The organism is Rufibacter psychrotolerans (assembly GCF_016924645.1).
Classification (GTDB): domain Bacteria; phylum Bacteroidota; class Bacteroidia; order Cytophagales; family Hymenobacteraceae; genus Nibribacter; species Nibribacter psychrotolerans.
In genome coordinates, this window is sequence record NZ_JAFFJV010000005.1 from 105,270 (window position 1) to 129,139 (window position 23,870).

Genomic DNA, 23,870 nt, shown 5'->3' on the forward strand with positions numbered 1-23,870 from the left:
TCTGGCGCACAATCTTTCCAGGCGTTTTTAGCCGGTTTCCGGGAAAACACGCCGAAATCTGCTTAGCTCAGCAGGTTCTCAATGTCTTCCCTGGTAAGGCGCTTGATAACGGCCTCGTCGGTGGAGATGAGGTCAGAGACCATTTGCAGTTTCTTGTCCTGCAGGGCCAGGATTTTCTCTTCCACGCTGTTCTTGGTGATGAACTTGTAGGTGAATACGGTGTTCTGCTGGCCAATGCGGTGGGCACGGTCTACGGCCTGGGCCTCTACGGCGGGGTTCCACCAGGGGTCCAGAATGAACACGTAGTCGGCGGCGGTGAGGTTAAGGCCCACGCCCCCGGCTTTCAGGGAGATAAGGAAGACCGGTAATTTAGGGTCGTTCTGGAAATTGGCCACCTGGGCCTGGCGGTCTTTGGTGGAGCCGTCCAGGTAGGCGTACTTGATCTTGCGTTCGTCCAGCGCCTCGCGCACAATGTCCAGGTGCTTTACGAACTGGCTGAAAATAAGCACCTTATGACCCTCGCTCACCACATTTTTGGTAAGGCGCAGCACCTCGCCCAACTTGCCCGACTCTGCCTCGGAGGCCGGGTCAGCCATGCGCGGGTGGTTGGCAATCTGCCTGAGCTTCATCAGGCCCTGCAAGAGCATGAACTGCGACTTAGCGGTGCCCTGCTCCTCAATGTTCTTCAGGATCTTGTTGCGGTAATACGACTTGGTTTCTTCGTAGGCATGCTCCTGCTCTTCGGTCATCTTGCAGTAGGTGACGTGCTCAATCTTCTCAGGCAGTTCTTTGGCCACCTGGCTCTTATGGCGGCGCAGGATAAACGGTTTTATAAGCGCATGCAGGCGCCGGATCTTATGCTCGTCCTTCAGCTTCTCAATGGGGCGCAGGAACTCCTTTTTGAAGAAATTCTGGGTGCCCAGCAGGCCCGGGTTAATGAACGACATCTGGCTCCAAAGGTCCAGCGTGCTGTTCTCTACGGGCGTGCCTGTTAAGATGAGCCGGTGCTTAGACTTGAGCTCGCGAATGCTGACCGAGGTGTTGGAGTTAGGGTTCTTGATGGCCTGGCTCTCATCCAGAATCACGTAGTCAAACAGGTACTTCTTCAGGATCTCGTGGTCTAGGCGCACAATGCCGTAACTCGTGAGAATAAGGTCATAATGCTTAAACTGCGCGATGCTCTTGTTGCGGTACGTGCCGGTGTAGGTAAGAATGCGCAGCTGGGGCGTGAACTTCTGGGCCTCGGCCAGCCAGTTGTAGATGAGCGAGGTGGGCATTACCAGCAGGGAGGCGCTTTGCGCTCCGTTCTCCTTGCGGTGCTGCAACAAAGCCAGGGTCTGCACGGTTTTCCCCAGACCCATGTCATCGGCCAGGCAGCCCCCAAAATGGTAGTCCTGCACAAAGTGGAGCCAGTTGTAGCCCGCCTTCTGGTAAGGGCGCAGCTCACCCTTGAAGCCGGCGGGCAGGGGCCGGTCTTCCACGGCCTCAAACGCGCGCAGCTTCTCCAGCTTGTGGCTCATGGTCACGTGGGCCAGGTTGCCGTTCTGTAGGTCGCTTACCAAAGAAAGGTGGTGTTTGTGCAGCTTCAGCTCGTCCTCGCCCTCAGAGAAGGCAAACAGCTCCAGGTACTGCGTAAACCATTCCTCCGGAATGATGGCAATCTGGCCGTTGGGCAGCCGGTACTCGCGGCGCTTGGTTAAGATATGGTTGCGAAGCTTGATGAACGGGATCTCGTAAGGCCCAAACCGCACCGTGCCGTAAATGTCAAACCAGTCGTTGGTCTCAGTGATGCCCACGCTCACCGAGGTCTCCCCGATGAAATAGTTCTTCTCAGACTGGCTCTGTTTCAGGGTAAAGCCTAGTTCTTCCAGGGTTTTGGCGTAGGTGTTGAGCCAGCTAAAGGCCCTGGGCTTGTCCATCACCGCCTTGCCGTTCCTGATCTCCAGGCCCCGGCTGGCCAGCTCGCGCTGGAAGAACAGTTCCAGGTCCAGGTCGCGGTGCAGGCGGTGGAACACATAAGACTCTGGGGTTTTCTCCACGCTTACGCTGATTTTCTTGGGCTCCTGGGTGCCAACCGTGTAGCTGCCGTACCGGAAGCTGAGCTGAAACATGATCCGGTCGCCCTCAGAGGGGTTCCTGATCTCCTCTTCCTCCTCGTCCTCGCCGGCGGTAGCAAACAAGGCGGGCGAAGGCTCAGCCACCGCGAGCTCAGAGAACTGAAGCTGCGGCTCTGGCCGGTAGCGCTCAGACTTAATGTCAAAGCCTTTGGCATACACATCAAACTGCTCTACCAAGGGGGCCACAAACTTGCGGTAATAGCTTTCCTCCACGTTGCGGGGCACCACAATGAACTTTTTGTTGAGGAAAGGTTGCAGCTTCTTGCCGTCTACCTGTTTCTCAAAGCTGTAGAGGCAGTCGTTCAGGAGCAGCCAGGCGGGCTCTTTGCAGACCAGCACGGCGTCTTTGTACTGGAAGTCCAGCTTCTCGCCTTTGTACTTGATGGTGGGGAAGTAATGTGTGTTGTCGTCGTTGCGGCGGAAGTGGAACAGCACGGTGGCCTTCTCGGTGGCCATGCTCAGGCGCTTCCAGGTGGGCTCGCCGTCTTTGCCCATCACAAACACCATCTTGTCGTCCAGCAGGTCCAGGATGCGGGCCATGCGGCTCTGGATGTAGTGCTCAATGTTCTCCTGCAACAGCTTGTCGCCTTTGGCGGGGTCATAGGTCTTGAAGAAGAAATCGGCAAGGGTGGTTTTCTTTACCGCGAATTTCTTGAACACGGCATCCTGCTGGATCTGGTCGGTGAGCTCAATGAGCTCAAAGTCACGCTCGTCCAGGCGGGCCGCGAACTCGTCGGCGTTCTTACTGGAGATGTTCTGGTGCTGGAGCGTGAGCTGTTTCTTGGAGTTGACCTGCACCACGTAAGACTCAAACAGAAAGCCCAGATATTCATGCTCAAAGAGAGAATAAGTTGCTTGAAAAGGCTGTGTGGTGAATACTTTCATGGCAGAGGCTCGCTTTCCCAATCTTGAAAGTACAACAAATTCTCTTCTTTCCCGAGGTAAAAGACAAAAAAGTTAGCACTCCGCCCTTTTTAGGCGCGCCTTTATCCATGTTTTTAGACTATTTTATAGAAAAAGTGATAGAAACGGAGCTTTGTTTATGAGAGGCGTTTAGAATTGACTTATTCTGTTTGGGGCCCCTTTTCAGAGAAACTGCCCCAAAACAGGTCAGATGTTTTCCCGGATGGAAAGCGCGGCGGCCTTGCGGGCCGGCCTGATGGAGACCAGCAGCGTGATGAGGATAATGGCCACCGCCGTGAGCAGGAAGTCGGTGGGACGCATGAGCACCGGGTACGCCTCTACCACCGAGGTGCTCATGCCCATGGAAACCAGGCCGTACGTTTGCTGAATCCAGCACACGGTGCCGCCCAGCACCAGGCCAATAAACGCCCCGGAGAAAGCCACAATGGCTCCTTCGGTAAGGAAAATGCGCCGGATGGTGCCGGGGTCTGTTCCCAGCGAGGCCAGAATGGCAATGTCTTTCTGCTTGTCCAGCACCAGCATGGAGAGCGAGAAGAAGATGTTGATAGAGGCAATTAGCAGGACAAAGGTGAAGGTGACAAACACAAACAGCTTCTCAATCTTGACGGCCCTGAGCAGGCTTACGTGCTGTTCCTCGCTGTTCTGCACCTTAAAACCCGGGCCCAGCAGTTGCTGCAGCCGGGCCTTTACCTGGTCAATTTCCTTGGAGTCCTGGGTCTTTACCTCCAGGGAGGTGCGCTTGTTGCCGTAGCCCAGCAGTTCCTCGGCGAAGGTGAGTGGCACAAACACATACTGGTCGTCGTACTGGCGCTCAATGGCGAAAATGCCCCCCGCCTGGATGCCTAACTGCCGGAAGGCGTTCTCTGGGTTGATGATGGTTTTCTTGCCCGCCTTGGGGTACAGGAACTGCAGGGGCGTAAACGGGTTCTCTGGCCTGATGGAAAGCTGGTACTGCACACCCCGGCCTATGAGGGCAAACTGCTTGCCGTCGCGCACCAGGTGGTGGTCGCCGTCTACAATGGCCGAGTCTATCTGGTTCTGCTGGAAGAAGTTATTGGTGACACCCTTTACCTTCACCACCATCTGGCGGTCGTTGTAGCGCAGCAGGGCGTTGTCTTCAATCACCTCGGTAATGAGAGCCACGCCCGGGGTTTTCCTGATCCTTTCCAGCAGCTGGGCCTCGGTCTCAAAGGACTTGCCTTCGGCAGGGGTGATCTTTATCTCGGGGTCAAACTTGCCGTACAAAGACCTGATCAGGTCCTCCAGGCCGTTGAACACCGACAGCACCACAATCAAGGCCATGGTGCCCACCCCCACGCCAATCATGGCAATAATGGAGATGATGTTGATGATGTTGCGCTTCTTCTTGGAGAAAAAGTACCGCCGGGCGATAAAGAGGGCAACGTTCATCTTTGGGAAATAGGTAAATAAGTGGTTGAATGAAAGAATGACGGGCAGGAGCTCTCTCCGTTACCCAGGTCACCTTTACTGTTTTAGGGCAAAAGGGTTCTGTTTTCTTTGGAATAGTAGTGGGCCCCACGCTTTCCGGAGGGCCGCTATTCTTTGTGCAGCTTGCCGTCCGATACCTTCTTGGTCATGCACACGCTTGTCTCAATGTTGGCGTACTGGCCATAGTTGGGGATAACCGTGTAGCCGCTCTTGGTGTAGAGCCTGATGGCCTCTGGCTGGGCCTTGCCCGTTTCCAGGATAAGCTGGCAGTAGCCCAGTTCCGAGGCCCAGCGTTCCAGTTCCTGCAAGACCAGGCCGGCTATTCCCTGCCCCCTGAACTCAGGCAGCACAAACATTCTTTTCACCTCTGCCGTGTCTGGGCTGTAGGCCTTTATGGCGCCGCACCCTACCGGTACCATGCCCTGGTAGGCCACTACCACGTGCTTCAGGCTGTCAATCTTGTTGAACTGCGCAAAAAAGGAATGGTCGTCCCCGTCCCTTACATGAAGGTCGGCGTCCAGGAGAAACACAAGCTCGGCAAAATCCTGGCTGCCTGAATCTGTTCTGACTACCTCTAGCATTATACCTTGGAGTTACGTGGTACAGGTGTTGGAGGGTGAAGGTAAGTGTTCTCCTGAAATTGTCCAAATCAAGGAGGAAGTTCTGGTTTTGCCCTCTTTTCTCAGAATGTTGCCCAAAACAGGAGCCCGCTTAAGTGCTATCCTGAGAACTTGCCTTGCCGCCCGTGCCCTGTACCGCCTACTTCCAGGCTTTCACAATGAGGCCGGTGCCGGTGGCGTGTTTACCGTTCACGTCCAGCCAGTTCAGGAGGAGGCAGAAGGGGTACACCACCAGGTAGTAGAATGGCAACACCACAAAAAACAGCTTGCTGGCCCCCAACATTAAGATGGGGTACTTCATGCTCAGGCGCCAGGAGATCTTGCCGGGAGTGCCGTACGAGTAGTGGGCCTCGGTGCGGCTGAACCCGGCGCTCTTGAGTTTCTGCTGAATCTCCTGGATGTTATAACCATCGCGCACGTGCTCTTCAATGAACGAGCTCTCGTCATCGCCGTGCACGTCTGAGCCGCCCTGGTCAGAGGGCGTGGAGATGAGCAGCATGCCGCCCGGGCGCATGGAGGCATGGAAGTTCCGGAACACCTCCACATCTTCCAGAATGTGCTCCATCACGTCCACGCTCAGCACCAGGTCAAAGGCCTCCGGATCACGGAACGTGACCAGGTCCTCCTTCCGGAACATCACGTTGTGCCGCTTAATCTTCTGGAAGAAGTTGCTGCAGTCGGTGATCTGCTCGTCTTTCACGTCCACGGCCAGGATGCGCCACTTGGGGCTGATGCCCGACATGTAATACGAGTACTGCCCGAAGCCCGAGCCCGCATCCAGAATCTGCACGGGCTGCTGCCGTTTGTTTCTGGCCCAGGCCCGCAGCTCTTTGTGGATGTGCCACGTGCGCAGCAGCAGCAGGTCTAGGAGGTTATAAAAAAGCTTGCGCAGGAAGGGCGTCTTGTTGAACGCCTCGCCCAGAACGCGTTTAATTGGATCGTACTGCATGGGTGGGTTTAGTAGCTGGCTTGCGCTTGGAGAACGGGTGGGGCGGCATTAACGCCCGTCGGTATCTTCGTCGTCTTCGTCAATGTCCTCGTCGTAGAAATAATCATCGTCTTCGCGGCTGAACGGGTTGGTGGGGTCTTCCTTCGATTCGGCCGGAATGTCTAGCTCAGAGATGAGCTTGTCCATCTTGGCGGCGTACTCGGCGGTATCGTCCAGGTAGAAGATCAGCTCCGGGATCACGCGCACCTGGTTCTTGATGCGCTTGGCCAGTTCATGCCGAATGGTTTTGCTGTTGACCCTGATCTCATTGAGCAGGTCGCGGCCGTTGGGGTTGAGCAGCAGGCTCAGGTGAATCTTGGCCACGCCCAGATCTGGCGACACTTTCACCCCGCTGACGGATATATAGGCCCCGTGAAACAAATGCGAGACATCGCGCTGAAAAATCTCAGCAATCTCTTTTTGAATCAAACGGGCGAATTTTTGTTGGCGTTTACTTTCCATGGTTCGACAAATATCGTATTAATTTCACATTTTTACCCCACAATCCGTCCTCCTCTTTGCCTGCGGGCCCTAGCGGAGGCTAAGCCGTGCATACGCTTGATACGATTCTTCCGCAGTTTGTTTCCGTCCAGGTGGGTGGTGTTGGTGCTGCTGTTTCTCCTTATAAGGCTTCCCTTGCTCTTCTTTGGGCTTCCGGCCACGCTCTCTGAGCTGCACCACGTGCTGGTGGGCGAGCGCCTGGGCAATGGCTTCATGCTGTACCAGGACCTCTACGACACCACCGGCCCGCTCGCGGCCGCCGTGTACTGGTTCCTGGACTGGGTGGCTCCGCGCTCTTACCTGGTGCACCGCCTGCTGGCTACGGCCCTGCTCCTGCAGCAGGCGTTTCTGCTGAACTTAATCTTTAACCGCAACCAGGTGCACCCGGCTAAGTCATACGTGCCGGCCTTGCTGTACCTGCTGTTTGGCAGTATCTTCTTTGAGCTGGACGTGCTCTCGCCACTCTTGCTGGGGCACTCGTTTGTGATTCTGGCAGTGTACAGCCTTACCGCCATCTCCAAGGAAGCCGCCAACGCCGGGCGCTTGTTCAAGGCGGGCTTTATGCTGGGGGTGGCTGCCCTGTTTTACCTGCCGCTGGTGTGGTTTCTGGTGCTGGGCTTCTTTGCCATTATTTACTTTGCCTCGGCGGCCTTTAGGAGCACTTTGTTGATGCTCACGGGCTTTGTGTTTCCGTTCACGGTGGTGCTCACGTATTTCCTGTACCAGAATGCGCTGGTGCCTTTTCTGGAGCAGGGCCTGGCGTGGTCTTGGCAGTTTACGTTTACGGTGGGTTTGCCCATGCAGCAGGTGCTGCTGGTGGCGGCCATTCCGCTGGGTGTGCTGGCCTTGTCTTTCCTGAGCCTGCCGCTGATCTCATTAGGGCCTAACTACCAGGCGCGTTTCCTGCAGTTCATGCTGATCTGGTTGATTGTGGTGGTGCTGGTGCTCTTCAGCGGGCACGACGGTTCGGCCAAAGGCCTCATCTTGCTGCTGCCCCTGCTGGCCTACTTCGGTATTTTCCTGTTCAGCCTATGGGATAACCGCATCTGGATTGCCGAGATCCTCTTTCTGGTGGTGGTGGCCGGGGTTATCGCCGTCAGGTACAATCCATTGGGGTTGGTGTACGAACACTTGGGCATTCAGCCCGAGCTGGTGCAGGTGCGCGATGCCCCTGAGTACCGGCAAGTGTCCGGCGAACGGCTACTGGTCCTGGGCCCCGACGTGAACTACTACCAGCAAAACAGCCTGGGCTCCCCGTACCTGCGGTGGGACTTGGCCCAACCTAACTTCGGGCGCCTGAACCACTATGACGCGCTCTTCACTATCCTGCAGGACCTCCGCAAAGATCCTCCCTCCTACATCGTGGATCAGCAGAACCTCATGCCCCAACTACAGTACAAACTGCCACTGGTGTTTCAGCGCTACGATAGAGTAGGTACCGGGCCCTTCTACAAACTGGTTCGGTGAGTACAGGCCGCTTCTTCGTTTTCGGCTTGTTTTCCTGAAAACGGGCGCTGATGGACGAGTCCAGAGTTCTGAGTCCTGAGTTCTGAGTCAGGAGTTTAGAAGTGGCGGCTTATGGTGGGAAGTGTTCTGCCGGTGTAAACATTTCCCTTGTTCCTTTAGAGGGGGACTTTGCGAAGGGGAAGCGTAGTTCTGGTTGTTGGTGAGAACACCAACAACGGCGGCGCAGTGAGCGGTGAATTACGCTGGCAACGGAAGCGAATGGCGCAGGAGACCACCAACAGGGGCAGTGCGGAGAGGTAGCAAACTGCAAAGGCGTTTCTCAAAAGACCTCGTAGGGTCCGCAGGGCCTGCGAGTGTCTCTGCCAGGAACCCGCCAGGCAGGAAACCAAATTTTATAAGCTTTCAAGAAACGCGCCTGCTGGTGCGTCAAAAGCACGGGCCACAAACATTGGTACAAAAAGACAAAAGGTGTTTCGGGGCTACTTTCCCAAAAGTAACCCCGAAACACCTTTTTCATATAGGTCTAAAACGCTCTCTAAGCGCAGGCAATCTTGTTTACCCTAGTCTGGTGGCGGCCGCCTTCAAACGGGGTGGTTAGAAACGCCTCTACCATTTCGCGGGCCACGTCCTGGCTCACGAAGCGTGCCGGGATGCAGAGCACGTTGGCGTTGTTGTGCGAGCGGGCCAGCTCGGCCAGTTCTCTCTGCCAGCACAGCGCGGCCCTGATGCCCGCGTGCTTGTTGGCGGTAATGGCCACGCCGTTGCCGCTGCCGCAAAGCAAGATGCCCATCTCGTATTCCTGGGTCTCTACTGCGCTGGAAAGCGGGTGCACGTAGTCTGGGTAATCCACCGAAGCCTCTGAAAACGGCCCGAAGTCCTTTACCTCATGGCCCAGCGCCTCCAGCTGCTCTTTCACAATTCCCTTGTATTGGTAACCGGCGTGGTCGCCGCCTAGTGCTATTTTCATGGTACAGTAAGGTTAAGAAGTAGCTTGTTCATTTAGTTTGGCCAGGTCGCGGCGGCGTACCCACCAGGAGATGTTGATGCTCACCTCGTACAGGAGCAGCAGCGGAATGCCCATCAGGGTCATGCTCAGCACATCCGGCGGAGACAGCACCGCCGCCACAAAGGCAATCACCACAATGGCGTGCTTCCGGTAAATGCGCATGAGCTCAGGCGACACAATGCCTGCCCTTGACAGGAAGAACACAATCATGGGCAACTCAAACATAAGCCCGCAGGACAAGACCAGCGTTACCAGCGTGGAGATGTACGACGACAGGTCAAACTCATTGGCAATGCTGGGGTCTACCTGGTAAGAGGCTAGAAAGTTGATGGAGAGCGGCGATACAATAAAGTACCCAAACAGGGCTCCCAGCAAGAACAGCATTGAAACGAAGAACACCGCCCCCCGCGAGTTTTCCCGCTCATTGGGGTACAGCCCTGGTTTGATGAACCGCCAGATTTCCCAGAATAGGTACGGGAAACCCAGCAGCAAGCCAATCACGAACGAACTGGTCAGGTGCATGGTAAACTGTGAGGCCAGTTCGCGGCTCTGGAGGGTAAAATCAAGCTTGTTGATGCAAAGCCCCGGCGAGTTGAGGGCCGCCCCCACCTCGCAGAGCTTTCGGTACGTGAAGAAGTCTGTACGGGAGGGCCCCAGGATAATGTCATGGAAGACAATCTCCTTGTTGGCCATGGCCAGTCCTGTAAAGATCACAATTGCGATGGCCGAACGGATCAAGTGCCACCTGAGAATCTCCAGGTGGTCCAAAAAGGTCATTTCATGCTCTTCTCCGCCGTGCGCTGCCACCTCTCCGGAACGTTGTGCCATTAGTGTTTCACCATTAATTAATAGTAACCCGGAAACCAGCCCTGCGGATTCATCTAAATGAGTGAAAGCGCTGGGGCTGATTTCCTGCTACGTGCGTCTTATTGCTTAGTAACTGAACAACGGGAATTGCTGCATCCAGTTGTTGATTTCTTTTCTGGTTTCTGAAAGGATGGTGTCGTTGTCGTGGTTCATGAGCACGCGGTCAATATAGTCCACCACACGGTCCATGTCTTGCTCCTTCAGCCCGCGGGTAGTTACGGCCGCCGAGCCAATCCGGATTCCGGAGGTCACAAAAGGAGACTTGTCGTCAAACGGCACCATGTTCTTGTTGATGGTGATGTCTGCCTTGATTAGGGTGTTTTCGGCCAGTTTTCCGGTAAGGTCCTTGGAACGAAGGTCAATCAGCATCAGGTGGTTGTCGGTGCCGCCGGAGATCAGCTTGTAGCCGCGGTCCACGAACGACTTGGCCAGCACCTGCGCGTTCTTCTGCACCTGGGCGGTGTATTCTTTGTAAGAAGGCGAAAGCGCCTCAAAGAAGGCCACCGCCTTGGCCGCGATCACGTGCTCCAGTGGTCCGCCCTGCGTACCCGGGAATACGCCGCCGTCCAGCAGAGAGGACATCATGCGCAGCTCGCCCTTCGGCGTCTTCAGGCCAAACGGGTTCTCGAAGTCTTTCCGCATCATGATCATGCCGCCGCGCGGGCCCCGCAGGGTCTTGTGGGTGGTGGTGGTCACAATGTGGCAGTGCTCAAACGGGTCGTTCAACAGGCCGGTGGCAATCAACCCAGCCGGGTGCGAGATATCGGCCAGTAAGAGGGCTCCTACCGCATCGGCGGCTTCGCGCAGGGCCTGGTAGTTCCAGTCGCGGGAGTAGGCCGAGGCGCCGCAGATGATCAGCTTGGGCTTTTCGCGCTCCGCTACTTCTCTCACTTTGGTCCAGTCAATCTCACCGGTCTCGGGCTCCACGCCGTAGAATGACGGCTGGTACAGCTTGCCCGAGAAGTTCACCAGAGAGCCGTGGGTCAAGTGTCCGCCGTGCGATAAATCAAAGCCCAGGATCTTGTCACCGGGGTTCAGCACCGCCAGCATCACCGCCGCGTTGGCCTGCGCGCCCGAGTGCGGCTGTACGTTCACCCACTCGGCCCCGAACAGTTGCTTGGCCCGGTCAATGGCTAATTGCTCAGACTGGTCCACAATCTCGCAGCCACCGTAGTAGCGCTTGGCCGGCAGACCCTCGGCGTATTTATTGGTGAGCACGCTGCCCATGGCTTCCATTACCTGCTCTGAAACAAAGTTCTCAGAAGCAATAAGTTCTATGCCATGCAGCTGGCGCTGATGCTCTTTCTGGATAAGGTCAAAGATTTGGGAATCGCGTTGCATTTGTATTCTGTTAGTAGGTGCCCAAAAGTACGGCCATTGCGGCAAATTACCAATGGTTCTGCCTGACATGGCTTTAAGAAACCAGTAGCGGGTGTTTTACAGCCGTTTTTCTAAAACCCTTGCCAAAACAGTGGTGCCAGGTGGTTGGTGGCGTGGCCTCCGCGGCCTTGGTTCCTAGCGCTTCTTCCTGTGCCTGTAAAAAAGAAAGGGGAAGCATTTGCTTCCCCTTTCTTTTGGTGATCATGGACCTTGTTATTTTTTAATGACGCGGGTAGTGTTCACCTCGCCGTTCAGTTCAGTAGACAAGATGTACATGCCGGAAGCGAGTCTGCTGCTCTCTAGCGCGATTTCTACCGTTGATACGCCGGCCTCTACCGTAACCACTTTCTCAAAGGCTTTCTTGCCGGTTACGTAGTAAAGCGCCACGTTCAGTTGGCCGGCCTCTTTCGCTGCTACCTCAATGCTCAGGTTTTCAATGAACGGGTTTGGATAGACTTTCACTGGTGAGGCGGTCTGCGCTACCGCTTTGGTTTGTACTGAAATGGTCTTGCTGTACTCAAACTTGCCGTCTAAGTCAACCTGCTTCAGGCGGTAATAGGTAACCTTGCCTGCCGGATTTCTGTCTTCTGCCTCATAAGAGGTGAGCACCTGGCTGTTGGTTACTTTGCTGTCCACGCGCTGGATGGCTTTGAATCCTTCCTTTGTGGGGTTTGAGCTTGACTCTACTTCAAAGTAGTCGTTGTCTTGCTCAGAGGCGGTTTGCCAGGTAAGAACAGTGCCTTGAGTAGTGGCTTTGGCTGTGAAGGCAACGAGTTCTACGGGAAGTGGTGCGCTATCTACTGTGAAGTTTCTCTGGGCTGTACCTCCAAGTGTAGTTACAACTAAAGGACCAGAGGTAGCACCCTGTGGTACTGTAACTTTTAAGCTATTAGCATTGACTCTGTTATAGGTAATTGCGGCCTTCCCGTTAAAAGTAATGCTTTGGATATTCTCAAAATTAGTTCCCAGAACCGTGATTTCTGTGCCAATAGGCGCAAAGTCGGGGCTCAATTCAGTAATGGTTGGAGGTAGTGTTACTGTGAAGTTGATACTGCTCTCAGTGATTTGGCCGTACTCATCCTTTACAGCTATTGGTCCAGTTACTGCACCAGAAGGTACTTTTCCTCTTATCTCGGTTGTGCTGATTAGTCTGTAATCCGTAGCAGGAATGTATGCTCCAGCAGAATTCCTAAAAAGGAGAGCCCCTGCATTATCTGGGGTAGAGAAGTTAGCTCCTCTCACTATAACCTCAGTGCCTACTGGTCCAAAGGAAGGCGAAAAGGATTCTATAATAGGTGCTACTACTGTAAAGTCTGATTGTGCCTGAGCCGAACCATGTGGGGTGGTCAAAACCAATGGACCTGATGTGGCTCCTAGTGGGACTTCGATATAGACTGTTTCATCTGTGTCTACAAAAAAAGGTGCTTCTGTTCCGTTGATGGTGATGCTCTCGGTTTCTGCAAGATTTGTACCTGTAATAGTGACTAAGGCGCCGGGCGCCCCTATATTGGGGTCAACATTGCTAATGGTCGGCGTTAATACAACCACTGTCAGTTCGCTGGTGCTACTTACATAGCTCGCTGTATTATACTTTAGTCTTATTATCCCAGTGCTAGCATTTGACGGTACTTTCACCGTTAAAGTCTGATTATTAACTAATTCAGGAAGTGCTGGTATATTCTCGAAAAAAATGACTTGATTGACACTTTGAAGGTTTGTCCCAGATATAGTTATAGTTGATCCTGGCGAAGCTTTCTCTGGAGTAAAGCTAGTAAATGTGGGAGTTGATTGATTGGCTAGCCCTTGTAATTTGATTTCGTAGGTACCTTCATCGGAATCATTGTTGAGAATAGTAACTGTGGCATTCTTAGTGAAAGTTGATGTTGGTTTAAACACCACTTTAAAAGATGAGGTGCTGCCTGAAGGGATAGATGATGCAGGTTGCTCCACAATCTCATACTGGCTAGAATTAGTTCCACTCAACATAAGTGGTGTTGTTATTGATAATGGTTGAGATCCATTATTCTGAATTGTGAATGTTACTGGAGGGCTTGTGGTAAATACATTTTGGTTTGCAAATCTGTATGTAGAACCACTGCTTTGCTGTGCCGTAGGTGATACTACATTTATTTCAGCTCCTGCCCCTTGGGCATTAGTGTCATAAATTGTTGCAAGGCTAAATAGACTGAGTATTATAAGAAATAATTTCTTAACACTTCTTTCCCCGGAAGCTTTCTTTCTGAGTAAATTTTTCTCCATAACGCTACTCTAAATTGATAAACTTACTATAATTAAACTTGTGATTTGTTTGTTGTTTTCTGCTGAAAGCTAGCCCTATGGCCTATTTAGTGATTGAATATTCCTATAATTGAGTTAGTACATATTCAAATTCCGGTATATAATTGGCCGCTCTCTTACGGGCAAAATTACTAGAATGTTTAAGATGCTCTAAATAATTTTTATAATTTTTTAATTAAGAATTACAGCTTGATTTTGTTAAATTGATATAATTAAATTGCTGGTAGCTGGGAAATGAAGGTAGAGATTGAAGTTGATTGTATTATTCTTATTTGCTCATTGGATGTAATTTATTGGCAATTAGATTATTTTGATGTGCTGTTTGTTTAGTTTAAGAATGTGTAAGAATAGGTAAACTATTTAAGTTTGATGGAATAAAAAGGCTCCTGATTGCTTAAAAAGAAAAGTTCAATTTTATCTAGGTTGAACGCGCATAGCTGACCAAATTGATCATTCTTGTAGTAGACACAACCAGCATCTAGGTTCAAAGCCGGCTTTTTTTTGTTTACGGCACGCTCAATGGTGCTTCTGGGTACCGGTAAGTGGCCGTGGAGCAGCTTTCGGGAGCCCAGTTTGGCCCAGGTGGGTTGCATGTGCTTGGTATTCAGTAAAAGGTGGTTGCTGGTGAGGAGGGGATTGGGTAAGGTGAAATCCAGCCCGGCATGCACCAAGACATAGTCGTCTAGCAGGACCAGAAGCGGAAGTGACCTGATGAAGGAGATGTAAATGGAGGGAATGTCTGAGAAGCGGGTGACCCCAAAGTTCTCCAGGGTTTTCTGCTTGTCCTCAGGGGTGAGCCATACGGTGTGCTCTCCTTTGTCAACGGCATACAGGAGAAGTTGGTCGTGGTTGCCCCGCAGGCAGGTAAGCCGGTAGCCTTGCTGCTGAAGGGAGAAGATGTAGTCCAGCACGCCTTTGCTGTCGGGCCCTTTGTTGATGTAGTCTCCTAGGAGGTAAAGGTGGTCTTGGGGCTGTAATTGAAGGACTTCCTCTACCATCGTCTTAAACGTGACCAGGCAGCCGTGAATGTCTGAGATTGCGTAACGGGCCATATGCAGGATGTTATTCTAGAATCTGGTGTAAAGCAAGAGACGGACAGAACGCTTCATTTTTCTTGTTGGCCTTTCCGGCGGTACTCTCTGTATATATAATAAGCGCTATATATTAGATTGCCGTACTTCACCATTGGCTGCCACTCTAAGCTGCGGCCAATGCCAGTTTTGCGGCAGTTTGGCAGAAACGGCACAAAAAAGCACCTTCCGGTGAGAAGGTGCTTTTTTATACGTGAATATCTTAGTTGGCATCACGTGCCGCCGTAGCCAGGTTTGTTGATGTCTGGCTTGTGGAGGTTACGGTTGGGGTGGCTTATGATATCGGGGCTGGGCATTCCGTCGTCGCCCAGGTGTCTGGCCGCAATTTCTTCAGAACGGTCAATCTCCTCTGGCCCGCCGGTAGATTTTGCGCCGGCCTTGCTGATGCCTTCGCCCGTAGGCTCTCCTTTATTTGATTTAGAATCGTGGCTGGTGTTCTTGCTTTTATAGGGCATGAGTTCCTCCTTTTCTAATTTGGTTTAACATTGGATAAAACGGTTCAAAAACGGGCCTCATGTGCCGCGTCCTTCGTCTTCGGTGCGCATGTTGTCTTTGGGGTGCTCGGTGCTGTCGGCGTCCTCGTTCACGCTTACGCCGGTTGGGCCGTCTGAGCTGTCTACGCCATAGCCTTCCTTGCCGTCGCGGTTCCCGAAGCCCCCGCGCTGCGCCTCGTTCTTAGGCGGATCTGCGCCCGGTATAATGTGCCCGGCCATCATGTCCTCTAAGTTGGCGGCAGTATCGTCTATCACCCGTATGGGGCGGTCGTGCCCATTGGGGTGCTCCTTATTGTCAGTTGCCATAGGCGTATGTGGTTTAAGGTTGATTCGTCCTTAGTTTACTGTTTTCCACGTGGAAAGGTTAAGCATTACCCGCCAATCTGTTCGCCGCCGTTCACGTGAATGGTCTGCCCAGTAATGTAGGAGCCGTCTTCAGAGGCCAGGAACACGTAAGCCGGCGCAACTTCTGAAGGCTGGCCCAGGCGGCCCATGGGCTGGCTTTTGCCAAACTCGCCCACCTTCTCCAGGGTGGCCGGGATGAGCGGGGTCCAGATAGGGCCGGGAGCCACCGCGTTGACCCTGATCTCTTTTTCGGCCAGGTTAGAGGCCAGCGAGCGGGTGAAGGACGTGATGGCACCCTTGGTGGCTGAGTAGTCCATGAGGTGGTTAGAGCCCCGGTACGAGGTGATGGACGTGGTGTTGATGATGGAGTCGCCCTTCTGCAGGTGGTTGAGGGCGGCCTGCGCCACGTAGAAGTACGCGAAGATGTTGGTGCGGAAAGTTTTCTCCAGCTGTTCAGCGGTGATCTCGCGCAGGTCTTCTTTCTCGTGCTGCTCGGCGGCGTTGTTTACCAAAATGTTGAGGCCCCCCAGCTCCTTTACGGCCTGCTCCACGCAAGACTTGCAGAACTGTTCGTCGCGCAGATCGCCGGGCAGGAGCACGCACTTCTGCCCTTCGGCCTCCACCATCTTTTTGGTGTCCTCGGCGTCCTGGTGCTCGTCCAGGTACGCAATGGCCACGTCGGCACCCTCGCGGGCGAAATGGACGGCCACCGCCCGGCCGATGCCGCTGTCGCCGCCCGTGATGAGGGCTTTCTTGCCTTTCAGCTTGTCGCTGCCTTTGTAATTTTTTCTGATCACAACGGGCTCGGGGCCCATCTCATGCTCCAGGCCCGGCTGGTGCGACTGGTGCTGGTCAGGGACTTCCTGCGGTTTTTCTGTTGCCATGCTGTTAGAGGTGTAAGTGGTAGGTTCAGGTTTAAGGCGCAGCCGCTGCCAGAGAAGCTGCCTTCTTTTTACTTATCCTGCCCCGAAGAGATACATTTTATGGCCGTTTTTCAGAAAAGAAAGTAAAAACAGGCACGGCCCCTGGCTTGGTGCACAAGGCGGCCTTCACCCTAACCCTTTTCCCGTTATGTGGACCGAACAAGACAACCAGCTCACCCGGAGTTTCACCTTCCGGAACTTCAAAGAGGCGTTTGCCTTCATGACCGAAGTGGCCATAGTGGCCGAGGAAATGAACCATCACCCGTGGTGGAGCAACGTGTACAACAAGGTGGAGATCAGGCTCACCACCCATGATGCCGGCAACACCGTCACCGAGAAAGACCACGTGCTGGCGCAACGCATCAGCGTACTGGCCGAGCGGTATGGCGTCTAGTTCCTGCTTTAGCCCTGTTTTCCCCAAAACGGCCCCAAAACGCCCTATCTACTCAAGACACAAGACTTAGGACTCAGAACTCAGAACTCAGGACTCGGTACTCGGTACTCAGGACTCATGACTTAGGACTCGGTACTCAGGACTCCGAACTCATTTTTCCGTATCTTTGACCGTATGGCCGAGCCTGTAGAAGAAACCTGTTTGTATTTAGTGCCCACTCCCATCGGGAACCTGGAGGATATTACCCTGCGGGCCATCCGCGTGTTGAAGGAGGTAGACGTGGTACTCGCCGAGGACACCCGCACCAGCGGAAAACTGCTAAACCACCTGGGCATTGAGAAGCGCATGCACAGCCACCACCTGCACAACGAGCACAAAGCCGTGGCGCACCTGGTGGAACGCCTGAAAAAGGGCGAGAAAATGGCCCTGGTCTCTGATGCCGGTACGCCCGGAATTTCTGACCCCGGCTTTTTGTTGGTAAGAGCCTGCGTGCAGGAAGGCCTCAAGATTGAGTGCCTGCCCGGGCCTACCGCCTTCGTGCCCGCCCTGGTGAAATCGGGCTTCAGTACCGATAGGTTCACGTTTGAAGGGTTCCTGCCCATCAAGAAAGGGCGGCAGACGCGCCTGCAGAGCCTGGCGCAGGAAGAGCGCACCATGATTTTCTACGAGTCGCCGCACCGGGTTCTCAAAACGCTGGAGCAGTTCAAAGAGGTGTTCGGGGCCGAGCGCATGGTCTCGGTGAGCCGTGAAATCAGTAAAATGTTCGAAGAAACGCTGAATGGCACCTTAGAAGAGATGGTGCAGACGTTTACTACCAAAGCTATCAAAGGAGAATTTGTCATTGTTGTTCAAGGAAGCAAATAACCGTTTTTACCTCCCCATGCTGGCGTTTCTGAGCGCCTTTCTGTTGTGGCTGGGTTGGCCAGTGAAACCGCTGGCGTTTGTTTTGTTTGTGGGCTGGGTGCCGTTCCTGTTCCTGGAACGGGCTATTTCGGCCAAAACGGCCCCAAAACGCGGGCGCACCTTTTTCAAATACGCCTATCTCACGCTGTTCCTCTGGAATGTCTTTACTACCTATTGGGTGAGTTATTCCACGCTGGGCGGCGGCATTGCGGCCGTGGTGTTCAATGCCCTGTTCATGAGTGTGCCCATGATGGCCTTCTTCTGGACCAAACGGGCCGTCGGAAACACCTTGGGCTATCTCAGTCTGCCGGTCTACTGGATCGCGTTTGAGCAGTTCCACCTCAACTGGGACCTGAGTTGGCCCTGGCTCACGCTGGGGAACGGCTTTGCCGCGCTGCCCAGCTGGGTGCAGTGGTACGAGTACACCGGTTTCCTAGGCGGCTCGCTCTGGGTGTGGCTGGTGAACCTGCTGGTGTTTTTCGCCCTGGTTTCCCAAAAAAAGAGCTTAACGAAGTGGGTCGCGCCGGTGTTGGCCGTGGTGGTGCCCTTGGTGCTTTCTTTCTTTATCGGGAGCCGGTACCAGGAGAAGGGCGATCTGGCCGAGGTGGTAGTGGTGCAGCCCAACGTGGACCCGTACCGCGAGAAATTTGAGGGCGGCGAAGGCTACATTCCGTTTGAGCAGCAGCTGGCGCGCCTCATTACTCTGTCTGAGCAGCAGATCACGCCCAACACCAAGTTTGTACTCTGGCCCGAGACCTCCATCAGCAACGGCATTAACTGGGAAGAGAACTTTGCTATGAGTCCGGTGAGTTACACCCTGCGCGACTTTCTGAGCCGGCACCCCGGCGTGGAACTGGTGGCGGGCATTACCTCGGGCAAGGTGTACCAAGATTCTACCCAGAAGAGCGGCACGGCCCGTTTCCACCCCGAGGTGGGCTACTATGACGTGTTCAACGCCGGGCTCCACTTCAAACCCACCGGGCAGCATGAGTTCTACCATAAGTCAAAGCTGGTGCCTGGGGTGGAGAAAACCCCTTACCCGGCGGTGTTCAAGTTCCTGAAAGCGTTTGCCATTGACCTGGGCGGCATTGCTGGCAACATGGGCGTGCAGGAGACCCGGTCGGTCTTCGGGCATAGCCAGAACCCGCAGCTGTCGGGGGCGCCAGTGGTGTGCTATGAGTCTATTTATGGCGAGTACGTGAGCGAGTACATCCGCAACGGAGCCAACGCCATCTTCATCATCACCAATGATGCCTGGTGGAGCGATTCGCCGGGGCACAAGCAGCACCTGCAGTACGCCTCGTTGCGGGCCATTGAAACCAGACGGGCGGTGGCCCGTTCAGCCAATACGGGTATCTCGGCGTTTATAGACCAGAAAGGCGAAATCGTGCAGAGATCAGGCTGGTGGGTGCCGGCGGCCTTGCGGGGGCAGATCAGGTTTAACCAGGAGCAAACGTTCTACACCCGCCACGGCGAGTTTATTGGCCATGGTACCCAATGGCTGGCTTTGGGGCTGGTGGTGCTGGCCGTGGTGCTTGCGTTTACCCGCCGTTCGGCCAAAGTTTAATCTAACACGCATTCCGCTCCGGCGGATATACCAACTAACACTATGACAGACATAGCAGCCCTCCGCGACCAGGTGGTAGCGCTCACCAAAGAAGTAGGCCAGTTTATTCTGCAGGAGTTCACCAATTTTGACAGGTCCAGGCTGGAGCTCAAAGGCCTGAACAACCTGGTGTCTTACGTAGACAAAGAGGCCGAGGAGCGCCTGGTGGCCGGCCTGGAGAAGTTCCTGCCAGAGGCGGGCTTTATTACCGAGGAGGAGACCAAGTCTGAGCTGTCTGAGGAATTCAACTGGATCATTGACCCGCTGGACGGCACCACCAACTTCATCCACGGTTTGCCGGTGTTCTCGGTGAGCATTGCCCTGCAGCAGCGTGACGAGCTAGTCCTGGGCGTGGTCTATGACATTACCCGTGATGAGTGCTACCACGCCGTGAAAGGCGGCGGCGCCTACTGCAATGACCAGAAAATCTCGGTGTCTGGGGCGCCTACCCTGGGCGATTCGCTCATTGCCACCGGTTTCCCATACTACAGCTTTGACCTGATGCAGAAATACTTGCAGGTGATGGGTGCCTTTATGGAAAGCTGCCACGGCGTGCGCCGCCTGGGTTCTGCCGCTTTGGACCTGGCGTACGTGGCGGCCGGTAAGTTTGAGGGCTACTTTGAGTTCAACATCAACTCATATGACGTGGCGGGCGGCGCCATTCTGGTGCAGGAAGCCGGCGGCCAGGTCACCGATTTCAGGGGTGGCAAGAACTACGTGTTTGGGCGGGAAATCTGCGTGAGCAACAACCCCACCGTGCAGCAGGAAATGCTCAAACTCATTGAACCGTTCTGGAAGGAGTAGGCCCCTCCCGTTTAGGGCGTGTTTTCTCCAATCTGGTCTTAAAGCAGCTCTCCCAATGCTGTGCCTCTTGAAAGAGACATAGCATTGGGAGAGCTGCTTTTTTTAGCGTGGGGAAAAGTTATTGGGCCGCTACCGCGCCTTAGTCAAACAAATCGCTCAAGAAAGACCGCTTCTTCTGGTGCGGGTGTTTCTTGTGATAATCATTGCCGTACTCGCCGTAGCCGTACCGCTTGTAGTCAGATTCATAGTTCTCTTTCTTGGAGTAGTGGTCGGCGGAGCGCTCAATGATCTTCTCCAGTTCGCCCCGGTCAAGCCAGATGCCCCGGCAGTTGGGGCAGTAATCAATTTCAATTCCTTTCTTATCGCTCATCAGGAGCGTTTCATTGCAGGAGGGACATTTCATAGGAATGGTAGGTTAAAGGTTGCTAAGAAGATGGGATACGTGCGCTACGCCATGAGCGGAGTGTCTTCTCTAAAACGCGGCCTCCGGCAGATTAGTGTATGGTTAGCCGTTAAACCGCAGCCCACTGGCGCGGCTTCTGCCTGCCCCGCAGGTTAAGCAGCAGGAACAGTGATACTTGCCGTCACTAGTAGATATTTTTACTCGCGCGGGGAGTGACGTCAAAGGCGTTTCAGGGCTGTTTTTGCGGAAGTAGCCCTGAAACAGCACCGGCGCTCAGTCACTGAATCGGGCACGTAAATAAACTATTTGTACCTTTGCCGGCGTTAAGCCTTTGTTATGGTACAGGAAATCATCATTTTCATTGTGTTTGCCCTGGCGGCGGGCTACATGCTGCGGCAGGGGTATAAAAGCTTCTTTTCCAAAGAGACCGGTTGCGCCAAAGGCTGCGGCGGGGCCTGCTCCACCATTGACCTGGCCAAGATTCAGCGGGAAATGGAGGCAAAAAAAATATCGGTGAAATAACGCCGCCCCTTACTGAATGCACTCTAAAAGGCCACCCTGCCCGGGGTGGCCTTCTTTTTTGCCTATTTCCTGAAAATCAGGGCAGAAACAGCCCGGGCCCGGCTATAGGCCTGGCGATGCCCGAGCGGACCGGAAGAACGGTATATCTTTTTTATTGAATATAGGCGGCAACCCTGCCGTAGTTTTACGTATAGCCCACATACCAACCATTGATATTGAACACTTCTAACATATTTGGTTATGCAAGACAAAGAAGAACTGACCAGCCAGGTAAAGGTTGAGGCTAAACTTAGGAAAGAAGGCTATACAGAAGACTTTAGAGTGGCCGAGGATGAACGCCTCTGGAATTACAAGGGCGACAAGAGCTACGGCGTGGAAGAGGTGACCATTGTCAACTTCTACCGCTTTGAGGGCGAAACCAACCCCGATGACATGGCCATCCTGTACGCCCTGGAGTGCAGCGACGGCACCCGTGGCATCATCTCCAACTCCTACGGCCCCTACGCCGACCAGAACATTGACGCCTTCATGCGGAAGGTAGAGGACCTGGGCAAGAACATAGACAAGGCCAAGTAAGAACGGGCTTTACCCCGGTATAACAGAGCGGCCGAAGATTATTCTTCGGCCGCTTCTTTGTTTTCAGGACTGTCGTCTGCGGTTTCCTGGGGTTTTACCTTTAACTCAGTGGGGTGGCCATTCTGCGGAAGCCCGTCTTTCAGCTCAATAGATAAATCTCGGCCGCCCTTCACTCCAAAGTTGAGCGTGGTGATTGGGAACGGAATCTCCACCTTGTGGGCATCAAAGGCCTTCTTGATCTTGATGATGGCCTCGCTCTTGGCGTACACAAAATCGGTCTGGCGCTTATACTGGATCCAGTAGCGCACCAGAAAGTTGATGCTGCTGTCGCCAAACTCCTCGTACACCACCTCCACTTCCTTGCCGGTGATCATGTTGGGAATGTCTACCATGGCGGCCTTCACAATCTGCTGCACGCGCTCCAGGTCCTCGGCGTAAGAGACTCCCACCTTCAGGTCAATCCGCCGGATGCCGTAGTGCGTGAAGTTGGTCAGCGCCGACTCAAAGACCTTGCGGTTGGGCACTTTCACCAGCTCGCCGGTCTGCCTCCTGATGTCCACGGTGCGCAGGTTGATGCGCTCAATGGTGCCGAAATGGTCGTTGGTGTCAATGACGTCGCCCACCACAAAGGGCTTTCTAAAGGCGATAATCACCCCCGAGATGAAGTTGGCGGCAATGTCCTGGAAGGCAAAACCCAGGGCCAACCCAATGATACCGGCACCGGCCAGCAAGGTGGTCACCGTCTTGTCCAGTTTCAGGATGCTCAGGGTGAAGAAGATGCCCAGCGTAAGCGTTGCCACGTACACGGTGGTGCCCACCAGGTTATTGAGGGCGCTGCTGTGGGTGAACCTGATGAGGAGTTTGTCTGAGGTGCGGCGTATCAGCCGGGCGGCAAAAAACGTAACCACCAGCACCAGAAGCGCCAAAAAGAGGTTGGGCAGCATGAGCACAATCTGCTTCATCCAGATCTCAAGCTTGCGCCACAGGAGTTGAAAAGCTTCGTTTATTTCAGTCACGGGTATGCGGGTAGAGTAATACAGACATGACGTTCCAGGGGCCAGCCCCGGGCGCTAAATTCCTCATACGCAAGAGCGGGGAAACAAGCTACAGAAAGTGGCGAAAACCGCTTAGCCCCACACTTTGGTGCCCTCAGAGCAGTTTCGGCACATTTCTATCTGGCTGCGGCCTTTAAGCAAGGATCCCCTGAATTTCCTGTACGAGTCGCTTTTCCAGAGTTGCTTGAAGCTCTGCTGCTGCAGGTTGCCCAGCCGGTACTGGGCGTCTTTGTCAAAGCAGCAGGGCACCACCAGACCGTCCCAGGTGATCACGCAGGAGTGCCACATCTTCCAGCAGCCGTCAATGAGCTTGTTCTTGAGGGTATAGGTGCCGTTGGGCTGCGCCTGGTAGCGCGAGTAATAGTCTATGGTAGGGATGAGCGGCGACCCGTGTTCATAGTCATAGATCTGCGCGGTCTTGAACCAAACATCGTCCACACCTAGCTCCTTGGCTAGCTTCTTGGCGTCTTCAATCTGGTGCTCGTTGGGCCGCACCACTAGAAACTGGAAAATGAGGTACGGGGTTTGGGACTTGAGCTCGCGTTTGTACTTCACCAGCCGTTTGGTGCCTTCCAGCACTTTGTCCAGCTTGCCGCCCACGCGGTACTGCTTGTACACGTCTTGCGTGGTACCGTCTAAGGAGATAATGAGCCGGTCTAGGCCAGACGCCACGGTGCGACGGGCATTCTCCTCGGTAAGAAAGTGGGCGTTGGTGGAAGTGGCGGTGTAAATGCCCTTGCCGGAGGCGTATTTGACCATGTCCAGGAACGAGGGGTTCAGGTATGGCTCGCCCTGGAAGTAGAACAGTAGGTACAAGAGCCGGTCATGCAGCTGGTCTATGGTTTGCTTGAACAGGCCGTCTTCCAGCATGCCTGTGGGCCGGGTGAAGGACCGTAAGCCGCTGGGGCACTCGGGGCAGCGCAGGTTGCAGGAGGTGGTGGGTTCAAAGGAAATGCTCACGGGAGCGCCCCAGTGCACTGGTTTTTTGGTGAGGCGGGCCAGGGCGTAGCTGCCTACCACCTGCAGCGCGTTCCAGGCGCGGCGCGGGGTAAGCTTGGAAGCCAGATTCAATCCATCCTGAAGGGTGCCTCGGGTCAAGGTGCGGGGTTGCTATGTGAAAACAGGTGCCGCCTTGTA

The 23,870-nt window shown here is 54.2% G+C and carries 24 protein-coding genes; 7 read left to right on the forward strand and 17 right to left on the reverse strand.

What is annotated here, in order from left to right:
• Positions 1 to 62 precede the first annotated feature (62 nt).
• The 5 genes from JT718_RS06255 to rbfA all read right to left on the reverse strand — a co-directional run bounded on the left by JT718_RS06255 (position 63) and on the right by rbfA (position 6,560).
• Entirely contained in the window at positions 63 to 3,002 is a 2,940-nt protein-coding gene (locus JT718_RS06255; RefSeq protein WP_205501265.1) for a DEAD/DEAH box helicase, read from the reverse strand.
• A 225-nt stretch (positions 3,003 to 3,227) separates the two neighbouring features.
• A complete protein-coding gene (locus JT718_RS06260; protein WP_205501267.1) occupies positions 3,228 to 4,451 on the reverse strand; it encodes an ABC transporter permease in 1,224 nt (407 codons plus the stop codon).
• 146 nt (positions 4,452 to 4,597) lie between these two features.
• Positions 4,598 to 5,071, reverse strand: a complete 474-nt coding sequence (locus tag JT718_RS06265) for a GNAT family N-acetyltransferase (RefSeq protein ID WP_205501269.1) — start codon at positions 5,069 to 5,071, stop codon at positions 4,598 to 4,600.
• Between the two features lie 178 nt (positions 5,072 to 5,249).
• Positions 5,250 to 6,059, reverse strand: coding sequence for a class I SAM-dependent methyltransferase (locus tag JT718_RS06270; RefSeq protein ID WP_205501271.1), 810 nt, complete (start codon positions 6,057 to 6,059; stop codon positions 5,250 to 5,252).
• 48 nt (positions 6,060 to 6,107) lie between these two features.
• Positions 6,108 to 6,560: a 30S ribosome-binding factor RbfA gene (gene rbfA, locus JT718_RS06275; protein WP_205501273.1), complete on the reverse strand. Its 453-nt coding sequence runs from the start codon at positions 6,558 to 6,560 to the stop codon at positions 6,108 to 6,110.
• A 96-nt stretch (positions 6,561 to 6,656) separates the two neighbouring features.
• On the opposite strand from rbfA, the gene JT718_RS06280 reads away from it, so the two are divergent.
• Positions 6,657 to 8,066, forward strand: a complete 1,410-nt coding sequence (locus JT718_RS06280; protein ID WP_205501275.1) for a hypothetical protein — start codon at positions 6,657 to 6,659, stop codon at positions 8,064 to 8,066.
• Positions 8,067 to 8,601: 535 nt separating this feature from the next.
• On the opposite strand, the gene rpiB is transcribed toward JT718_RS06280, so the two are convergent.
• The 9 genes from rpiB to JT718_RS06325 form a co-directional block, all read right to left on the reverse strand.
• A complete protein-coding gene (gene rpiB / locus JT718_RS06285; protein ID WP_205501277.1) occupies positions 8,602 to 9,033 on the reverse strand; it encodes a ribose 5-phosphate isomerase B in 432 nt (143 codons plus the stop codon).
• 12 nt (positions 9,034 to 9,045) lie between these two features.
• On the reverse strand, positions 9,046 to 9,900 hold the full coding sequence (gene tatC / locus JT718_RS06290; RefSeq protein ID WP_240336964.1) for a twin-arginine translocase subunit TatC: 855 nt from the start codon (positions 9,898 to 9,900) through the stop codon (positions 9,046 to 9,048).
• Between the two features lie 105 nt (positions 9,901 to 10,005).
• Positions 10,006 to 11,280, reverse strand: a complete 1,275-nt coding sequence (glyA, locus tag JT718_RS06295; protein WP_205501279.1) for a serine hydroxymethyltransferase — start codon at positions 11,278 to 11,280, stop codon at positions 10,006 to 10,008.
• Positions 11,281 to 11,353: 73 nt separating this feature from the next.
• Positions 11,354 to 11,524, reverse strand: a complete 171-nt coding sequence (locus tag JT718_RS06300; RefSeq protein ID WP_205501289.1) for a hypothetical protein — start codon at positions 11,522 to 11,524, stop codon at positions 11,354 to 11,356.
• A gap of 8 nt (positions 11,525 to 11,532) precedes the next feature.
• On the reverse strand, positions 11,533 to 13,578 hold the full coding sequence (locus JT718_RS06305; protein WP_205501300.1) for an IPT/TIG domain-containing protein: 2,046 nt from the start codon (positions 13,576 to 13,578) through the stop codon (positions 11,533 to 11,535).
• Positions 13,579 to 13,973: 395 nt separating this feature from the next.
• On the reverse strand, positions 13,974 to 14,669 hold the full coding sequence (locus JT718_RS06310) for a metallophosphoesterase (RefSeq protein WP_205501310.1): 696 nt from the start codon (positions 14,667 to 14,669) through the stop codon (positions 13,974 to 13,976).
• Between the two features lie 251 nt (positions 14,670 to 14,920).
• A complete protein-coding gene (locus tag JT718_RS06315; RefSeq protein WP_205501312.1) occupies positions 14,921 to 15,163 on the reverse strand; it encodes a hypothetical protein in 243 nt (80 codons plus the stop codon).
• 57 nt (positions 15,164 to 15,220) lie between these two features.
• Entirely contained in the window at positions 15,221 to 15,508 is a 288-nt protein-coding gene (locus JT718_RS06320; protein ID WP_205501314.1) for a hypothetical protein, read from the reverse strand.
• Between the two features lie 65 nt (positions 15,509 to 15,573).
• Positions 15,574 to 16,431 carry an SDR family oxidoreductase gene (locus JT718_RS06325; protein WP_205501316.1) on the reverse strand — a complete coding sequence of 286 codons (858 nt, stop codon included), beginning with the start codon at positions 16,429 to 16,431 and terminating at the stop codon, positions 15,574 to 15,576.
• 187 nt (positions 16,432 to 16,618) lie between these two features.
• Between JT718_RS06325 and JT718_RS06330 the strand changes: the two genes are divergently transcribed.
• The 4 genes from JT718_RS06330 (at position 16,619) to JT718_RS06345 (ending at position 20,177) form a co-directional block, all read left to right on the forward strand.
• Positions 16,619 to 16,864 carry a 4a-hydroxytetrahydrobiopterin dehydratase gene (locus JT718_RS06330; protein WP_205501318.1) on the forward strand — a complete coding sequence of 82 codons (246 nt, stop codon included), beginning with the start codon at positions 16,619 to 16,621 and terminating at the stop codon, positions 16,862 to 16,864.
• A 174-nt stretch (positions 16,865 to 17,038) separates the two neighbouring features.
• Positions 17,039 to 17,728 (forward strand): 16S rRNA (cytidine(1402)-2'-O)-methyltransferase, encoded by a 690-nt coding sequence (gene rsmI / locus JT718_RS06335; RefSeq protein WP_205501320.1) that lies wholly within the window; start codon positions 17,039 to 17,041, stop codon positions 17,726 to 17,728.
• Between the two features lie 16 nt (positions 17,729 to 17,744).
• The gene (gene lnt / locus JT718_RS06340; RefSeq protein WP_205501322.1) at positions 17,745 to 19,334 is read left to right on the forward strand and encodes an apolipoprotein N-acyltransferase; all 1,590 of its coding nucleotides are present in this window, start codon (positions 17,745 to 17,747) and stop codon (positions 19,332 to 19,334) included.
• 42 nt (positions 19,335 to 19,376) lie between these two features.
• The gene (locus tag JT718_RS06345) at positions 19,377 to 20,177 is read left to right on the forward strand and encodes an inositol monophosphatase family protein (protein WP_205501324.1); all 801 of its coding nucleotides are present in this window, start codon (positions 19,377 to 19,379) and stop codon (positions 20,175 to 20,177) included.
• A 139-nt stretch (positions 20,178 to 20,316) separates the two neighbouring features.
• On the opposite strand, the gene JT718_RS06350 is transcribed toward JT718_RS06345, so the two are convergent.
• Complete coding sequence (locus JT718_RS06350) at positions 20,317 to 20,580, reverse strand: TFIIB-type zinc ribbon-containing protein (protein ID WP_205501326.1); 264 nt, start codon at positions 20,578 to 20,580, stop codon at positions 20,317 to 20,319.
• Positions 20,581 to 20,916: 336 nt separating this feature from the next.
• Here JT718_RS06350 and JT718_RS06355 point away from each other — a divergent pair, with 336 nt between their 5' ends.
• Both JT718_RS06355 and JT718_RS06360 read left to right on the forward strand, forming a co-directional pair.
• Positions 20,917 to 21,102: a FeoB-associated Cys-rich membrane protein gene (locus tag JT718_RS06355; protein WP_205501328.1), complete on the forward strand. Its 186-nt coding sequence runs from the start codon at positions 20,917 to 20,919 to the stop codon at positions 21,100 to 21,102.
• Between the two features lie 240 nt (positions 21,103 to 21,342).
• A complete protein-coding gene (locus JT718_RS06360; protein WP_205501331.1) occupies positions 21,343 to 21,678 on the forward strand; it encodes a hypothetical protein in 336 nt (111 codons plus the stop codon).
• Between the two features lie 38 nt (positions 21,679 to 21,716).
• On the opposite strand, the gene JT718_RS06365 is transcribed toward JT718_RS06360, so the two are convergent.
• Entirely contained in the window at positions 21,717 to 22,694 is a 978-nt protein-coding gene (locus tag JT718_RS06365) for a mechanosensitive ion channel family protein (protein WP_205501333.1), read from the reverse strand.
• Between the two features lie 111 nt (positions 22,695 to 22,805).
• Positions 22,806 to 23,831 (reverse strand): SPASM domain-containing protein, encoded by a 1,026-nt coding sequence (locus tag JT718_RS06370; protein ID WP_205501335.1) that lies wholly within the window; start codon positions 23,829 to 23,831, stop codon positions 22,806 to 22,808.
• Between the last annotated feature and the right edge of the window lie 39 nt (positions 23,832 to 23,870).

Excerpts from the sequence above, each read along its gene's own strand:
- lnt (WP_205501322.1), top strand. The coding sequence starts at position 17,745 with ATGCTGGCGTTTCTGAGCGCCTTTCTGTTGTGGCTGGGTTGGCCAGTG.
- JT718_RS06360 (WP_205501331.1), top strand. The coding sequence starts at position 21,343 with ATGCAAGACAAAGAAGAACTGACCAGCCAGGTAAAGGTTGAGGCTAAA.
- JT718_RS06310 (WP_205501310.1), bottom strand. The coding sequence starts at position 14,669 with ATGGCCCGTTACGCAATCTCAGACATTCACGGCTGCCTGGTCACGTTT.
- rpiB (WP_205501277.1), bottom strand. The coding sequence starts at position 9,033 with ATGAAAATAGCACTAGGCGGCGACCACGCCGGTTACCAATACAAGGGA.
- JT718_RS06300 (WP_205501289.1), bottom strand. The coding sequence starts at position 11,524 with ATGATCACCAAAAGAAAGGGGAAGCAAATGCTTCCCCTTTCTTTTTTA.
- JT718_RS06345 (WP_205501324.1), top strand. The coding sequence starts at position 19,377 with ATGACAGACATAGCAGCCCTCCGCGACCAGGTGGTAGCGCTCACCAAA.
- JT718_RS06320 (WP_205501314.1), bottom strand. The coding sequence starts at position 15,508 with ATGGCAACTGACAATAAGGAGCACCCCAATGGGCACGACCGCCCCATA.
- JT718_RS06315 (WP_205501312.1), bottom strand. The coding sequence starts at position 15,163 with ATGCCCTATAAAAGCAAGAACACCAGCCACGATTCTAAATCAAATAAA.
- glyA (WP_205501279.1), bottom strand. The coding sequence starts at position 11,280 with ATGCAACGCGATTCCCAAATCTTTGACCTTATCCAGAAAGAGCATCAG.
- JT718_RS06355 (WP_205501328.1), top strand. The coding sequence starts at position 20,917 with ATGGTACAGGAAATCATCATTTTCATTGTGTTTGCCCTGGCGGCGGGC.
- JT718_RS06270 (WP_205501271.1), bottom strand. The coding sequence starts at position 6,059 with ATGCAGTACGATCCAATTAAACGCGTTCTGGGCGAGGCGTTCAACAAG.
- JT718_RS06260 (WP_205501267.1), bottom strand. The coding sequence starts at position 4,451 with ATGAACGTTGCCCTCTTTATCGCCCGGCGGTACTTTTTCTCCAAGAAG.
- JT718_RS06350 (WP_205501326.1), bottom strand. The coding sequence starts at position 20,580 with ATGAAATGTCCCTCCTGCAATGAAACGCTCCTGATGAGCGATAAGAAA.
- JT718_RS06330 (WP_205501318.1), top strand. The coding sequence starts at position 16,619 with ATGTGGACCGAACAAGACAACCAGCTCACCCGGAGTTTCACCTTCCGG.
- rbfA (WP_205501273.1), bottom strand. The coding sequence starts at position 6,560 with ATGGAAAGTAAACGCCAACAAAAATTCGCCCGTTTGATTCAAAAAGAG.
- JT718_RS06305 (WP_205501300.1), bottom strand. The coding sequence starts at position 13,578 with ATGGAGAAAAATTTACTCAGAAAGAAAGCTTCCGGGGAAAGAAGTGTT.
- JT718_RS06255 (WP_205501265.1), bottom strand. The coding sequence starts at position 3,002 with ATGAAAGTATTCACCACACAGCCTTTTCAAGCAACTTATTCTCTCTTT.
- JT718_RS06265 (WP_205501269.1), bottom strand. The coding sequence starts at position 5,071 with ATGCTAGAGGTAGTCAGAACAGATTCAGGCAGCCAGGATTTTGCCGAG.
- rsmI (WP_205501320.1), top strand. The coding sequence starts at position 17,039 with ATGGCCGAGCCTGTAGAAGAAACCTGTTTGTATTTAGTGCCCACTCCC.
- tatC (WP_240336964.1), bottom strand. The coding sequence starts at position 9,900 with ATGGCACAACGTTCCGGAGAGGTGGCAGCGCACGGCGGAGAAGAGCAT.
- JT718_RS06325 (WP_205501316.1), bottom strand. The coding sequence starts at position 16,431 with ATGGCAACAGAAAAACCGCAGGAAGTCCCTGACCAGCACCAGTCGCAC.